The following is a 15,052-nucleotide window of genomic DNA, read 5'->3' as shown; positions in this document are numbered from 1 at the left end:
AAGAAAAATTATTGAGATCAATTTTTGGTGAGAAAGCAATTGATGTTACAGATACATCTCTAAAAATGCCAAGTGGTAGTGGTGGAATAGTGGTCGATGTTAGAGTTTTTAATCGACATGGAATAGAAAAAGACGAGAGATCAATCACAATTGAAAGGGCTGAAATTGACTTAGTTCAACAAGATAAGTTGGTTGAGGAAGAAATTTTAGAAAGAAGTATAAAACAAAGAGCAGCTCAAATTTTATCAGGGACACAAATTTCCAAAAAAATTAAAAATTTAAACCAGGGCGATATATTAGATCAGAGCAATATAAATGAAGTTCCAATATCTGAAATTTTTAAAATGAATATTAAAGATTCCAGTAAAAATGAAATATTGGAAAAATTGAGAGAACAATATCAGAATGCAAGCCAGGATATTAAAGAAAGGTTTGAGGATAAAGTTCTTAAGATAAGACAAGGTGATGACTTATTACCTAGTGTAATGAAAATGGTTAAAGTTTTTGTTGCAATAAAAAGAAGATTAAGACCTGGAGATAAAATGTCAGGGAGACATGGTAATAAAGGCGTAGTGAGTAAAATTGTACCTGTAGAAGACATGCCTTATAGGGAAAATGGAAAACCTGTCGACATAGTATTAAACCCCCTTGGTGTACCGAGCAGAATGAATGTAGGTCAAATTTTAGAGACACATTTAGGCTGGGCTTGTACAGAGCTTGGCGATAAGTTGAAAAATTTAATTAATGAAAACCAAAAAAAATTAGAAATGTCTCAAAAAATAAAAGAGTTTCTTAAATCTGTTTATGGAAAAGAAATTTTAGAAAATTCAATTGAAAAATTGACTAAAAATGAATTTTCTGATTTATGTGAAAACTTAATGAGTGGTGTCCCTATTTCAACTCCTGTTTTTGATGGTGCTAAAGAAAAAGATGTAACAGAGATGCTTGGTTTGGCAGAATTACCAAAGACTGGCCAAACACCCTTATGGGATGGTAGAACTGGAGAAAAATTTGATCGAGATGTAACTGTTGGAACTATATATATGTTGAAACTGCATCACCTTGTCGAGGATAAAATTCATGCAAGATCGACAGGACCATATAGCTTGGTAACACAACAACCGCTAGGAGGTAAAGCCCAATTAGGTGGTCAAAGGTTTGGTGAAATGGAAGTCTGGGCACTGGAAGCATACGGAGCATCCTATACACTTCAAGAAATTCTCACAGTCAAATCCGATGATGTTGCCGGAAGAGTAAAAGTATATGAAACAATTGTTAAAGGTGAGGAAAATTTTGAGTCAGGTATTCCTGAGTCATTTAACGTATTGGTTAAAGAGATTAAATCTTTAGCATTAAATGTTGAACTTAACTAATTATGAAAAAAGAACTTAAAGATTTATTTAAAAGCACCGAAATATCAGACTCGCAGAATTTTAATAGTATTAAAATTTCATTAGCAAGCCCTGAAAAAATTAAATCATGGACATATGGTGAAATAAAAAAACCTGAAACGATTAACTATAGAACATTTAGACCAGAAAAGGATGGTCTATTCTGTGCAAGAATTTTTGGACCAATCAAAGATTACGAATGTTTGTGTGGTAAATATAAGAGAATGAAGTTTAGAGGAATTATATGTGAAAAATGCGGTGTTGAAGTTACAAAATCAAATGTCAGACGTGAGAGGATGGGACATATTAATCTTGCAACACCTGTAGCTCACATTTGGTTCCTTAAATCATTACCAAGCAGAATTTCTTTAGCAATTGATATGAAATTAAAAGAAGTTGAAAGAGTTCTTTATTTCGAGAACTTTATTGTAATTGAACCTGGCCTTACTGGTTTAAAAAAGAACCAATTATTGTCGGAAGATGAACTGTTAAAATACCAAAATGAATACGGGGATGAATCTTTTACAGCAGGTATTGGAGCAGAGGCTATATTAGAAATATTAAAAAATATAAACCTAGAACACGAAAGAGAAATTCTTGTAAAAAATATTAATGAAACAAAATCTAAAGTTTCAGAAGAAAGATCAATTAAAAGATTAAAATTAATTGATTCATTTATCAAAACAGGAAATAAACCTGAATGGATGATATTAACAGTTGTACCAGTAATACCACCAGAGCTTAGACCTTTAGTACCATTAGATGGAGGTAGATTTGCTACTTCAGATTTGAATGATTTATACAGAAGAGTAATTAATAGAAATAATCGACTAAAAAGATTAATGGATTTAAAGGCTCCTGATATAATCGTTAGAAATGAGAAGAGAATGTTACAAGAGTCTGTTGATGCGCTCTTTGACAATGGAAGAAGAGGAAGAGTAATTACTGGTACAGGCAAACGTCCACTTAAATCACTTGCAGAAATGCTTAAAGGTAAACAAGGGAGATTTAGACAGAACCTTTTAGGTAAAAGGGTAGATTATTCAGGTAGATCAGTAATAGTAGTTGGGCCAGATCTTAAACTTCATGAATGTGGTTTGCCCAAAAAAATGGCTTTAGAATTATTCAAACCTTTTCTATATGCTAGACTTAATAAACTTGGTTTAGCTTCAACAATTAAACAAGCAAAGAAACTAGTAGAAAAAGAAACCAACGCTGTGTGGGATGCTTTAGAAGTTATTGTTAGAGAACATCCAGTTATACTTAATAGAGCGCCAACACTTCATAGACTAGGTGTTCAGGCTTTTGAACCTAAATTAATAGAGGGAGATGCAATTGAGTTACATCCTCTAACCTGTGCGGCATTTAATGCAGATTTTGATGGAGACCAAATGGCTGTACATATTCCGTTAAGTTTAGAGGCTCAACTTGAAGCTAGAGTTTTAATGATGTCAACAAATAATATTCTAAGTCCATCAAACGGTAAGCCAATAATAGTTCCTAGCCAAGACATGATACTTGGAATCTATTATTTATCTCTTCCACCATATCAAGAGAAGAAAATTGAAGGTTATTTTGTAGATAATTCTGAAATAGAACAAGGCTTAGAGTCTGGAAAAATAAAAATACACTCAAGAATTATATCTAGATTTGAAACAGTTGATGAAAAAGGTAATCAAATTTTTGAAAAACATACTAGTACAGCTGGTAGATTTTTGTTGGCAAATCTCCTGCCGAAAAATAAAGATATTAAATTTTCTCTAATTGATAGAGTTTTACCTAAAAAGGTTGTTTCTGAAATAATTGATTTTGTTTTTAGATACACTGGTCAGAAAAGCACCGTTATTTTCTGTGATAGATTAAAAGATTTAGGATTTAAACATGCATTTAAAGCAGGTATTTCTTTTGGTAAAGATGACTTAATTATACCGGACAATAAAGAGCAATTAATCGATGAAACAAAACAATTAATCAAAGATTATGAAAACCAGTATTCTGAAGGACTTATTACTAGAGGTGAAAAGTATAATAAAGTTGTTGATGCTTGGTCTAAATGCACTGATAAAGTTGCATCCGAAATGATGAAGGGGATATCTGCAACGAATAAATCTGATAAAGGATTAGATATAAATTCTGTCTTCATGATGGCTGACTCTGGCGCAAGAGGTTCTGCTGCTCAAATGAAACAATTAGCTGGTATGAGAGGTTTAATTGCAAAACCTTCAGGTGAAATTATTGAGTCACCAATTACATCTAATTTTAAAGAGGGTCTTACGGCTCTTGAATACTTTAATTCTACTCATGGTGCCAGAAAAGGATTGGCAGATACTGCACTAAAAACTGCTAACTCAGGTTATCTAACAAGACGATTATGTGATGTCGCTCAAGATTTAACGGTAACTAAAAAAGATTGTGATTGCAAAAGCCGAGGAAGTATAACACTGTCAGAAATTATTGAAGGTGGAAATATAATTGTAAGTTTATCAGAAAGAGCCCTAGGGAGAGTGGTAGCTTCAGATGTAAAAAACCCAATATCAGGTGAAATAGTTATCAAAAAAGGTCATATGATTGATGAGACAGACTGTGAAAAAATTGATGCAGCAGGAGTAAAATCTATAAAAGTATTTTCTGTTATTACCTGTGGATCTAAAGAGGGTGTTTGTGCAATGTGTTACGGTCGGGATCTTTCTCGAGGTAAAATGGTAAACGTTGGAGAGGCAATTGGCATGATATCTGCACAGTCAATAGGTGAACCAGGGACCCAATTAACAATGAGAACCTTTCACGTTGGAGGAACAGCATCAATAAAACAAGACTCTCAAATAGTGAGTAAAAGTGATGGGGTTCTAAAAATAATCAATACAAATTTGCTAGAGGATTCAAAGAAAAATTTAATAGTAATGGGTAGAAATACTCAAATAAGTTTAGAGGATGATAAAGGTGTACAAATTGCAATTTATAAAGTTCCTTATGGATCTAAACTATTTTTTAAAAATGGAGAGAAGGTAAAGAAAAATTCTAAAATATGTGAATGGGATCCTTATACAACACCAGTTATTGCTGAAAAAAGTGGAATAGTAAATTTTGTAGATTTAATCGATGGAGTATCTTTGTCTGAAACTCTTGATGACACTACTGGTATTTCCTCAAAATCAGTTATTGACTGGAGATCTCAATCAAAAAATACAGATTTAAAACCTAGAATTACTTTAAGGGATGATAAGGGAAATGTTATTAAAAAAGCTGATGATAACGAAGCGAGATATTATTTAGTAGCCGACTCAATTCTATCTGTCCAAGATGGACAGAAAATTTTTGCTGGTGATGTTATTGCACGTTTACCTAAAGAGACATCTAAAACTAAAGACATTACTGGAGGTTTACCTAGAGTGGCAGAACTTTTTGAAGCACGTAAAGCAAAAGACAGTGCCATTATCGCAGAAAACAATGGTAAAGTAATTTTTGGTAAAGAAGTTCGTGGCAAACAAAGAGTTTCAATTGTTTCGTCAAATGGTGAAAGTTCAAATTATTTAATTCCGAAAGGAAAACACATTAACTTCAACCAAGGTGAAGAAATTAAAAAAGGAGAATACTTGTTAGATGGCCAACCTTTGCCACATGATATCTTGAGGATATTGGGTATTGAGGAACTTACTGAATATTTTGTTAACCAAGTACAAGAAGTTTATAGATTACAGGGAGTTATAATAAATGACAAACATATAGAAACTATCTTGAGACAGATGTTAAAAAAAGTTGAGATCAAAACTTCTGGAGACTCAGACCTGCTTCCCGGTGAAATTATAGATAGGTTCAAATTTGATAGTCTTAATGAGCAACTTAAAAAAGATGGAAAGAAGCCAGCAGTTGGTGAAAGAGTTCTAATGGGTATTACCAAGGCATCATTACAAACAGATTCCTTTATATCTGCAGCTTCATTCCAGGAGACAACGCGTGTTCTTACTGACGCAGCTATCAGAGGTAAAGTTGATACATTAGTTGGGTTAAAAGAAAATGTAATTGTTGGTAGGTTAGTACCTGCTGGAACAGGCTCAATTAAGAACAAGTGGAATAAAAAAGCTCTTGATGACGATCAAAAATTCATTGCTGAAAAAGAAAAGATTGAACAGCCTGAAACCCCTGTAAATCAATAGTAATTTCGCATTAAATTAATTGTTTTAGTTTGACAAATCACAAAACTGTAGTATTTTCACCAAGAATTTTGGTTGGAATGTAGTGCCCTTGTAGCACTAAACGCTACCATACATAGGTCACTAGAGTATTTCTTCCAAAATAAAATTATTATGCCAACAATTAACCAATTGTTAAGAAAAAAAAGAGTTAAACCTAAGGCACGGGACAGAGTCCCTGCATTAGAGAAATCTCCACAGAAGAGAGGTGTTTGTGTTAAAGTTTATACAACTACACCAAAAAAACCTAACTCAGCCTTAAGAAAAGTTGCTAGGGTAAGGCTTTCAAATGGTCACGAAGTAACTTCTTATATCCCTGGTGAAGGTCACAATCTTCAAGAACACTCAGTTGTTTTAATAAGAGGTGGCAGAGTTAAAGACTTACCAGGAGTTCGATATCATATATTAAGAGGTAATCTAGATACCCAAGGTGTAACGGGTAGAAAACAACAAAGATCTAAATACGGAGCAAAAAAAGGTAAGTAAAAATGTCTAGAAAAAAAAGCGCTCCTAAAAAACTTAATGTTGTTGACCCAAAATACAAATCAATAATTATTCCAAAACTAATAAATTCATTAATGTATGATGGTAAAAAAACCATTGCCGAAAAAATTGTCTACGATGCAATAGATAAAATTAAATCTAAATCAAAAGACGAACCAATTACAGTTTTTAACCAAGCAATTAGCAATATTAAACCAACTGTAGAAGTAAGATCGAGGAGAGTTGGTGGTGCTACCTATCAAGTCCCCGTAGAAGTAAAAGCAAAAAGATCGCAAGCACTTGCAATTAGATGGTTAATAGATGCTTCAAGAAAAAGAAAAGATAAAAAAATGTCTGATAAAATTTTTAATGAAATTTTTGATGCTTATCAAAATAGAGGTTCAGCAATTAAAAAGAAAGAGGATACACATAAAATGGCAGAGTCAAATAAAGCCTTTGCTCATTTTAGATGGTAAGAAAATATGCCTAGAACTCATAAATTAAATATGTATAGAAACATTGGTATCATGGCACACATTGATGCTGGTAAAACAACTACAACTGAGAGAATTCTTTATTATACTGGCAAGAGTCATAAGATTGGAGAAGTTCACGATGGTGCTGCAACTATGGACTGGATGGAACAAGAGCAAGAAAGAGGTATTACAATTACCTCAGCTGCTACAACATGTTTTTGGAGAGATCATCGAATTAATATTATCGATACACCAGGACACGTTGATTTTACAATTGAAGTAGAAAGATCATTAAAAGTATTAGATGGAGCTGTAGCGGTTTTCGATGGTGTAGCTGGAGTAGAGCCACAGTCTGAAACAGTATGGAGACAAGCTGATAAATATAAAGTTCCAAGAATTTGTTTTGTAAACAAATTAGATAGAACTGGCGCTGATTTCTTTAGATGTGTTGACATGATAAAAGATAGATTAGGGGCTAAACCCATGGTCATGCAAATTCCTATTGGAATTGAGTCATCATTACAAGGTGTTGTTGATTTAGTAAAGATGAAAGCAATTGTATGGAAAAACGAGGATTTAGGAGCCGCTTGGGAAGAAAAAGAAATTCCAGAGGATTTAAAAGAGATTTGTGAAAAATATAGACAAGAACTTGTAGAGTCAGCTGTCGAGCAAGATGAGAAACTAATGGAAAGTTATTTAAACGGTGATCAAATTAAAAACGAAGATTTAATTAAATGTGTAAGAAAAGGATGTCTAAATTTTGACTTTGTTCCAGTTCTAACTGGATCTGCATTTAAGAATAAAGGGGTTCAACCATTACTGGATGCTGTAGTTGACTATTTACCAAGCCCAGAAGATATTGGCTCAATTAAAGGAACAAAGCCTGGATCAGATGATGTTGTTGAAATGAAGTTTGAAGACAATGCTCCTTTTTCAGCTCTTGCTTTTAAAGTTGCAAATGATCCATTTGTTGGATCTTTAACATTTATAAGAATTTATTCAGGAACAGTTAAATCAGGTACCGGAATTTATAACACCTCAAAAGATAAGGAAGAAAGAGTCGGAAGAATGCTTTTAATGCACGCAAACTCTAGAGAGGATATAAAAGAGGCTAATGCCGGTGATATTGTAGCACTAGCTGGCTTAAAATATACTATTACTGGGCACACTTTAGCTAATGAGGAAAGTCCAGTTTTATTAGAGCCCATGGAATTTCCTGATCCAGTTATTGAGATTGCTGTTGAACCTAAAACTAAAGGTGACCAAGAAAAAATGGGGGAGGCTTTAGGTAGATTAGCAAAAGAGGATCCATCCTTTAGAGTTACTTCTGATGAAGAGTCTGGACAAACAATTATTAAAGGAATGGGAGAACTCCATCTAGATATAATTGTTGATAGAATGAAGAGAGAATTTAAAGTAGAGGCAAATGTTGGTGCTCCTCAAGTAGCATATAGGGAAACAATACTTAAACAGTCAGAATTTGATTATACACATAAAAAACAAAGTGGTGGTGCTGGTCAATTTGCTAGAGTAAAACTTTCAATTGAACCTTTAGAACCTGGCAAAGGAAGAGAAGTAGAAAGTAAAATTAAAGGTGGAGCTATTCCAAAAGAATTTATACCAGGCGTTGAAAAAGGAATTGAAAGTGTCTCTGACAGCGGAATATTAGCTGGATTTCCAATTATTGATTACAAAGTAACAATTCTAGATGGATTACACCACGATGTCGATTCAAGCGTTTTAGCTTTTGAATTAGCTTCAAGACAATGTTTTAAAGAAGCTTGCAACAGAGCAACTTTAAAATTACTTGAACCAATTATGAGAGTGGAAGTAGTAACACCTGAGGATTATATGGGTGATGTGATAGGCGATCTTAATAGTAGACGAGGACAGATAAACACTCAGGAGCAGAGAGGTAACGCTACAGTAATCACAGCTATGGTTCCATTGGCAAATATGTTTGGATATATAAATGCACTAAGATCTATGTCTCAAGGCAGAGCACAATACTCAATGTTCTTCGACCATTACGACAAAGTTCCACAAAATGTTCAAGATGAAGTTACAAAAAAGACAGGTTCAAATGGATAAACAAAATATTAGAATTAAATTAAGAGCATACGACAATAAAGTTTTAGATCAATCAACTGAAGAGATAGTTAACACAGTTAAAAGAACTGGTGCAAACATTAAGGGACCTATCCCTTTACCAACAAAAATAGAAAGATATACTGTTTTAAGATCTCCTCACATTGATAAAAAAAGTAGGGAGCAATTTGAAACAAGAACTCACAAAAGATTAATAGATATTATAGAACCAACACCACAAACTGTCGAAGCTTTGATGAAACTAGACTTAGCTTCAGGTGTAGATGTGGAGATTAAAATATGATTCAAGAAATTGGACTTATCGGAAAGAAAATTGGTATGACGAGGGAATTTTATAAATCTGGTCAGTCGGTGCCTGTTACAGCTGTAAAAATTGATAAAGGAAGAATAATTCAACTAATTTCAAAAGATAAAAGAGGTTATAATGCTGTTCAAGTTGGTTTTGGAAAAATAAAAAATTCAAAACTTTCAAAACAAATGAAAGGTTTTTTCTCTAAAAAAAATACTGAACCTAAAAAAGTTTTAAAAGAATTTAGGGTATCTAAGTTAGATAATTACAAAGAAGGTAACGAACTTGGAATAGAGATTTTTAAAGATGCAAAATTTGTTGATGTTCGTTCAAAAACAATTGGTAAAGGATTTGCTGGAGCAATGAAAAGACATAATTTTGGAGGTCTAAGAGCATCACATGGTGTTTCAATTTCTCATAGAGCGCATGGTTCAACTGGTCAAAACCAAGATCCGGGTAAAGTTTTTAAAGGAAAGAAAATGGCAGGCCATATGGGAAGCAAAATGAGAACTAAACAAAATATTGAAATTATCAAAACTGATTTAGAAAATGATATTATATATTTAAAAGGATCAATTCCTGGTTCAAGAAATACTGAAGTTCTAGTTAAACAATCAGTTAAGAATATTAGAAAACTTACAATGTCAGAAAAAATTGAGAAAATGGAAAAATTAAAAAAAGTTCCAGAAAAGAAGAAAAAATAAATGAAAATTGAAAAACTAAATCTTGAAGGAAAAAAAAGCTCAGTTGAAGTTAAAGATTCAATTTTTTCTTCAAAAATCAATGAGAAATTAATCAGCTCCGTTATTTATAAGACTAACGCTAATTACAAAGGAAGGAGCTCCAAAACAAAACAAAAGAATGAAATTATTGGATCTACTTCAAAAATCTACGCACAAAAAGGAACAGGTAATGCAAGACACGCAAGTAGAAAAGCTCCAATTTTCGTAGGAGGTGGTATAGCTCATGGTCCAAAAGGAAGAAATAGTTATAAAACTAGAAAATTAAACAAAAATGAAAAAAGACAGAGTATCAGCTCTATTTTATCAAAAAAATTAAAACTCAAAGAGGTAATTGTTTTTGACGACTTTTCTAAAGAGATAAAAAAAACAAAAGAAATGGACAAAATTTTGAAAAAGTTTGATGCTAAGAACTCAATTTTGATTTTAGATAAAAATTCTAAAGATAAAATATTTAGGGCTACAAAAAATATTCCTAATGTAAAATGTACAGACATAGCTCATTTCAGTGCATACGATATTATGAAATTCAAAAAAATTATTTTTACAGAAACATCGGTAAAAGAATTGGAAAAAAGGTACAATTAATGAGCAAAGTAAATTTATACGACACAATAATATCACCTGTTATAACTGAAAAGTCATCAAATATGTCTTCTCAAAATAAAGTTGTTTTTAAAGTAAGGGATGACGCTAACAAAAAAACTTTAAAGAAAAATATTGAAAAATTATTTAAAGTGAACGTAGTAAAAGTGAATATTATTAACAAAAAATCTATTCTGAAATTTACCAGAGGCAGAAACAGTAGAGTTAAAGGTTACAAAAAAGCAGTGATTACATTAAAAAAAGGTCAATCTATTGATCTAACGACAGGAATATAAAATGGCATTAAAAACATTCAAACCGTATACTAAATCTGTAAGAGGAACTATTCTTGTTGATAGAAAAAATCTTTGGAAAGGCAAACCATTTAAGCCTCTTACATCAGTAAAAAATTCATCAAGTGGAAGAAATAATCTTGGAAGGATAACAGCTAGAAATGTTGGTGGCGGACATAAGCAAAAATATAGGAATGTTGATTTTTATAGAAAAAAATTTGGTGAAAAAGCTGAGGTAGAAAGAATTGAATACGATCCTAACAGATCATGTCACATAATGTTAGTTAAATTTCCTGATGGTGAGAGATATTACTATTTAGCGCCTCAAGAAATTAAGGTTGGTGATAAAATCTCAAATGGACCAAATTCTGAAATCAAAGTAGGAAATTGCTTACCATTATCTGAAATACCTGTTGGTATTGATATACATAATGTAGAAATTAATCCTGGTGGTGGCGGAAAAATTGCGAGATCAGCAGGAACGTCTGTTTCTATTTCAGGTAATGATGGGAGTTATTCAATTATTAAGATGGCATCAGGAGAGGTTAGAAGAATTGACTCTAGAGCAATGGCCACTATTGGAGTTCTTTCAAACCCTGATCAAAAAAATATTAAGATTGGTAAAGCTGGTAGATCAAGGTGGCTTGGTAGAAGACCCCACACAAGAGGTGTCGTTATGAACCCAGTTGATCACCCTCATGGTGGTGGTGAAGGTAAATCTGCAGGTGGTAGACATCCTGTCTCTAGAAAAGGTCAATCTGCAAAAGGTTTGAAAACAAGAGATAATAAAAGAACAGATAAATTTATAATTCGAAGAAGAAAGAAAAAGAAAGGTTAAAATGACTAGATCAGTTTGGAAAGGTCCATTTGTTGAAGAAAGCTTAATTAAAAAGGCTGAAAAACAAAAAAATGAGTCTGGTAAAAAGCCTATTAAAACTTGGTCAAGAAAATCAACGATAATTCCAGATTTTGTTGGTTTAAGTTTTTTAATTTATAATGGTAAAAAGTTTATTCCACTTACTGTATCTGAAGATATGGTTGGCCATAAATTTGGAGAATTTGCACCGACAAGACAATTTTTTGGTCATACTCCAGCCGATAAAAAAGCCAAGGCTGAAGAAACTAAACCTGCAGAGAAGAAATGAAAATGAGTAAAAAAGATAATAAAGAAATAAATTTAGTAAGGTCAGTAAATAAAAATATTAGATCTAGTACCAGAAAGCTTAATCCAATTTTAAAAGGTATTGTTGGAAAAAAAGTTGACTTAGCGATCAGAGATCTTGATTTTTCAAATAAAAGAATTTGTAAGGATATCAAAAAGACTTTATCTTCAGCTATTGCTAATGCAGAGAACAACTTTCAATATGATATTGATAAACTTTTTGTTAAAGAGGCTTACTGCGGTAAACAAATCACTATGAAAAGATTTAGACCAAGAGCAAAAGGAAGAGCAGCTCCAATCTTAAAACCATATTCAAATTTAACTATTATATTATCGGAAAAATTACAAAAAAAAGAGGCTAAAGATGGGACAAAAGGTTAATCCAGTAGGTTTAAGACTAGGAGTTAATAGAGGATGGGATTCAGTTTGGTATGCTAAAAAAAAGGATTTCGGTAAATTTTTAATCGAAGACTTTAAAATAAGAGAATACATTAAAAAAAACGTCATTAACTCCGGAGTTTCAAAAGTGATGATAGAAAGAACTTCAAAAAAATGTTTTGTAACAATTTATACCTCAAGACCTGGTTTTGTAATCGGTAAAAAGGGAAGTGATATTGAAAAGATCAAAGAAAAATTATCTAGACTAACTACAAATGAGGTAAATCTTAATATTAAAGAAGTAAAAAAACCAGAGACAAACAGTTATTTAGTAGCTGAAAATATATCTCAACAATTGGTTAAAAGAATTTCGTATAGAAGAGCTATGAAGAGAGCTATGCAGTCAGCATTAAGATTAGGAGCAAAGGGTATAAAAGTATCTGTAAGTGGGAGACTAGGTGGAAATGAAATTGCAAGAACAGAATGGCTAAGAGATGGAAGTATACCTTCCCATACTCTACGGGCTGACATTGATTATGCAGAAGCTGAAGCTTTGACCACGTATGGAATTATTGGTATTAAAGTTTGGATATATAAAGGTGAAATTTTTACGAAAGAATTTAGTCAGGAAACAAATAAGAGATAACTATGCTACAACCAACTAGAACAAAATTTAGAAAAGCCCATAAAGGTCGTATCCATGGAAATGAGTCTAGATGTAATAAAATGAATTATGGTTCTTTTGGACTAAAAGCATTGCAGCCAGAAAGAGTGATTTCAAAACAAATAGAGGCGGCCAGAGTCGCTTTAACAAGACATATGAAAAGACAAGGTAGAGTTTGGACAAGAGTTTTTCCAAATATACCCGTTTCAAAAAAACCAACTGAAGTTAGAATGGGAAAGGGTAAAGGTTCACCAGAATTCTGGGCATGTAGAGTCAAACCAGGTAGAATTTTATTTGAAGTAGATGGTGTATCTGAACAAATAGCAAAAGAAGCTCTATATAAAGCTTCTGCAAAACTTCCAATTAAAACCAAGTTCATAAGAAGGATCTCATAATGAAGAAAAATGAAATAAAGAAATTTACTAAGGATCAAGCAGTAAAAAATTTAGATAAACTTAAAAAAGATTTGTTTAATTTGAGATTCCAAAAAACAAATGGACAACTTACAAATCCGTCGAAGATATCTCAAACTAAAAAAGATATTTCAAGAATGAAAACATTAATTGGAAGGAATAAAAATGCCTAAAAAAATATTAAATGGAATTGTAGTTAGTGATAAACCAAATAAGACAATAACAGTTATGGTTGAAAGAAAATATCAACATCCAACTTTAAAAAAAGTAGTAAAAGTAAGAAAAAAATTTAGTGCACATGATGAAAATAATAAATTTAAAAATGGAGATAAGGTGAAGATAATTGAATGTAGACCTTACTCAAAAACAAAAAAATTTGAAGTGTTGGGAGATAATAAATGATACAGGTGCAAACCGAACTATTTGTAGCAGATAATACAGGTGCGAAAAAAATAGAGTGTATTAAAGTACTTGGAGGCTCAAAAAGAAGGTACGCAAGCATTGGTGACACAATTGTTGTTGCTGTAAAGGAAGCTATCCCTAAAGGCAAAGTAAAAAAAGGTTCAGTTCATAAAGCTGTAGTTGTAAGAGTTAAAAAAGGAATTCACAGAGATGATGGATCAAAAGTTAGATTCGATAATAATGCAGCTGTTTTGACAGATGACAAAGGTGAACCTATAGGCACTAGAATTTTTGGACCTGTTACAAGAGAATTAAGAAGTAGAGGGCAAATGAAAATAATATCATTAGCTCCAGAGGTAATATAAATGATCAAGAAAGGCTCAAATGTCAAAGTGCTTGTTGGAAAAGATAAAAACAAAACAGGTGAGATTATAGAATTAGATAGAAAGAGGAATAGAGCAAAGATTAAAGGAATAAACATGATAAAAAAACATCTTAAAACAACAAAAGAAAGAAAAGGTGGAATAGTTGATAAAGAAAATTTTGTTCATTTATCAAATCTCAAGTTAGATGAAAAAAAAGAAAAAAAAAAGGTAGCTAAAAAATGATACCAAGATTAAAAACACTTTATCACAAGGAAGTTAAAACCATGCTTAAAGAAAAATATGGTTTTAGAAATCTTAATATGGCACCTAAATTTGAAAAAGTCGTTTTAAATATGGGTCTAGGAATAGATGGAAATGACTCAAAAATATTTAAATCTTGCGAAGAGGATTTAGCTAAAATTGCAGGACAAAAACCAGTTTCAACGAAATTTAAAAAATCTATTTCAAATTTTAAAACACGTAAAGATACGAAAGCTGGACTGAAGGTTACTTTACGAAAAAATAAAATGTATGAATTTATAGATAGACTTGTAAACATTGCGCTTCCAAGAATAAAAGATTTTAGAGGACTTTCTTCTAAAGGCTTCGACAAGTTTGGTAATTTCACCTTTGGTGTAAAGGAGCATATAATATTTCCTGAAGTAAATTTTGACAAGGTAGATAAAATAAGAGGTTTAGATATTACAGTAGTAATTAAATCAAATTCTAAAGAACATAGTTTAGAATTATTAAAGAGATTTAATTTTCCATTTAGAGAAGAAAGGAGTAACTAATGGCAAAACTTAGTTCAATAAATAAAAATAATAGAAGAAGAAAATTATCAGACAGATTTTATGCAAAAAGAAAAAAACTAAAACTGATTATAATGAATAAAAAATTACCTTTAGAGGAAAGGTTTAAAGCTCAACAAAAATTATCAAAGTTACCAAGAAATTCGGCAAAGACTAGAGTAAGAAATAGATGCGAAATAACCGGTAGGCCGCATGGTGTCTACAGAAAATTAAGAATATCAAGAATAGCTCTTAGACAACTAGGTCTTCAGGGTAAAATTCCTGGTATGATAAAATCAAGTTGGTAGAAAGGAAAATTAT

At 32.0% G+C, this 15,052-nt stretch carries 19 protein-coding genes and 1 pseudogene; all 20 read left to right on the top strand.

Annotated elements, in window-relative coordinates:
* A pseudogene (locus tag AMN84_RS04045) lies at positions 1-1,373 on the top strand (DNA-directed RNA polymerase subunit beta); the annotation flags it as partial.
* A 2-nt stretch (positions 1,374-1,375) separates the two neighbouring features.
* Positions 1,376-5,545 carry a DNA-directed RNA polymerase subunit beta' gene (rpoC, locus tag AMN84_RS04040; protein ID WP_075483606.1) on the top strand — a complete coding sequence of 1,390 codons (4,170 nt, stop codon included), beginning with the start codon at positions 1,376-1,378 and terminating at the stop codon, positions 5,543-5,545.
* Between the two features lie 150 nt (positions 5,546-5,695).
* Positions 5,696-6,067, top strand: coding sequence for a 30S ribosomal protein S12 (rpsL, locus tag AMN84_RS04035; protein ID WP_075483604.1), 372 nt, complete (start codon positions 5,696-5,698; stop codon positions 6,065-6,067).
* Positions 6,068-6,069: 2 nt separating this feature from the next.
* Entirely contained in the window at positions 6,070-6,540 is a 471-nt protein-coding gene (gene rpsG, locus AMN84_RS04030; RefSeq protein ID WP_075483602.1) for a 30S ribosomal protein S7, read from the top strand.
* A 6-nt stretch (positions 6,541-6,546) separates the two neighbouring features.
* Entirely contained in the window at positions 6,547-8,631 is a 2,085-nt protein-coding gene (gene fusA, locus AMN84_RS04025; RefSeq protein WP_075483600.1) for an elongation factor G, read from the top strand.
* Positions 8,624-8,932, top strand: coding sequence for a 30S ribosomal protein S10 (gene rpsJ / locus AMN84_RS04020; protein WP_075483612.1), 309 nt, complete (start codon positions 8,624-8,626; stop codon positions 8,930-8,932). Before fusA ends, rpsJ begins: the two co-directional genes overlap by 8 nt.
* Entirely contained in the window at positions 8,932-9,642 is a 711-nt protein-coding gene (rplC, locus tag AMN84_RS04015; protein WP_075483608.1) for a 50S ribosomal protein L3, read from the top strand. The genes rpsJ and rplC overlap by 1 nt, the downstream gene beginning before the upstream one ends.
* Entirely contained in the window at positions 9,643-10,266 is a 624-nt protein-coding gene (rplD, locus tag AMN84_RS04010; RefSeq protein WP_075483598.1) for a 50S ribosomal protein L4, read from the top strand.
* Complete coding sequence (gene rplW / locus AMN84_RS04005) at positions 10,266-10,559, top strand: 50S ribosomal protein L23 (protein WP_075483596.1); 294 nt, start codon at positions 10,266-10,268, stop codon at positions 10,557-10,559. The genes rplD and rplW overlap by 1 nt, the downstream gene beginning before the upstream one ends.
* 1 nt (position 10,560) lies before the next feature.
* Entirely contained in the window at positions 10,561-11,394 is an 834-nt protein-coding gene (rplB, locus tag AMN84_RS04000; protein WP_075483594.1) for a 50S ribosomal protein L2, read from the top strand.
* 1 nt (position 11,395) lies between these two features.
* Positions 11,396-11,701, top strand: coding sequence for a 30S ribosomal protein S19 (gene rpsS / locus AMN84_RS03995; protein ID WP_075483592.1), 306 nt, complete (start codon positions 11,396-11,398; stop codon positions 11,699-11,701).
* Positions 11,698-12,099: a 50S ribosomal protein L22 gene (gene rplV, locus AMN84_RS03990; protein ID WP_075483589.1), complete on the top strand. Its 402-nt coding sequence runs from the start codon at positions 11,698-11,700 to the stop codon at positions 12,097-12,099. The genes rpsS and rplV overlap by 4 nt, the downstream gene beginning before the upstream one ends.
* The gene (gene rpsC, locus AMN84_RS03985) at positions 12,083-12,742 is read left to right on the top strand and encodes a 30S ribosomal protein S3 (protein WP_075483587.1); all 660 of its coding nucleotides are present in this window, start codon (positions 12,083-12,085) and stop codon (positions 12,740-12,742) included. Before rplV ends, rpsC begins: the two co-directional genes overlap by 17 nt.
* A 2-nt stretch (positions 12,743-12,744) precedes the next feature.
* A complete protein-coding gene (gene rplP, locus AMN84_RS03980) occupies positions 12,745-13,155 on the top strand; it encodes a 50S ribosomal protein L16 (protein WP_075483585.1) in 411 nt (136 codons plus the stop codon).
* Positions 13,155-13,346, top strand: coding sequence for a 50S ribosomal protein L29 (rpmC, locus tag AMN84_RS03975; protein ID WP_075483583.1), 192 nt, complete (start codon positions 13,155-13,157; stop codon positions 13,344-13,346). The genes rplP and rpmC overlap by 1 nt, the downstream gene beginning before the upstream one ends.
* Complete coding sequence (gene rpsQ / locus AMN84_RS03970; protein WP_075483581.1) at positions 13,339-13,575, top strand: 30S ribosomal protein S17; 237 nt, start codon at positions 13,339-13,341, stop codon at positions 13,573-13,575. The genes rpmC and rpsQ overlap by 8 nt, the downstream gene beginning before the upstream one ends.
* Entirely contained in the window at positions 13,572-13,940 is a 369-nt protein-coding gene (rplN, locus tag AMN84_RS03965; protein WP_075483579.1) for a 50S ribosomal protein L14, read from the top strand. The genes rpsQ and rplN overlap by 4 nt, the downstream gene beginning before the upstream one ends.
* Positions 13,941-14,183 carry a KOW motif-containing protein gene (locus AMN84_RS03960; RefSeq protein WP_075483577.1) on the top strand — a complete coding sequence of 81 codons (243 nt, stop codon included), beginning with the start codon at positions 13,941-13,943 and terminating at the stop codon, positions 14,181-14,183.
* The gene (gene rplE, locus AMN84_RS03955) at positions 14,180-14,734 is read left to right on the top strand and encodes a 50S ribosomal protein L5 (RefSeq protein WP_075483575.1); all 555 of its coding nucleotides are present in this window, start codon (positions 14,180-14,182) and stop codon (positions 14,732-14,734) included. Before AMN84_RS03960 ends, rplE begins: the two co-directional genes overlap by 4 nt.
* Complete coding sequence (gene rpsN, locus AMN84_RS03950) at positions 14,734-15,039, top strand: 30S ribosomal protein S14 (RefSeq protein ID WP_075483573.1); 306 nt, start codon at positions 14,734-14,736, stop codon at positions 15,037-15,039. The genes rplE and rpsN overlap by 1 nt, the downstream gene beginning before the upstream one ends.
* The last annotated feature ends 13 nt before the right edge of the window (positions 15,040-15,052 follow it).

It is taken from the genome of Candidatus Pelagibacter communis, assembly GCF_001180105.1.
In the GTDB taxonomy this organism is placed as follows: domain Bacteria; phylum Pseudomonadota; class Alphaproteobacteria; order Pelagibacterales; family Pelagibacteraceae; genus Pelagibacter; species Pelagibacter ubique_K.
The sequence above is the reverse complement of the archived record's forward strand: the minus strand, read 5'-3'. Positions and strand labels throughout refer to the sequence as shown.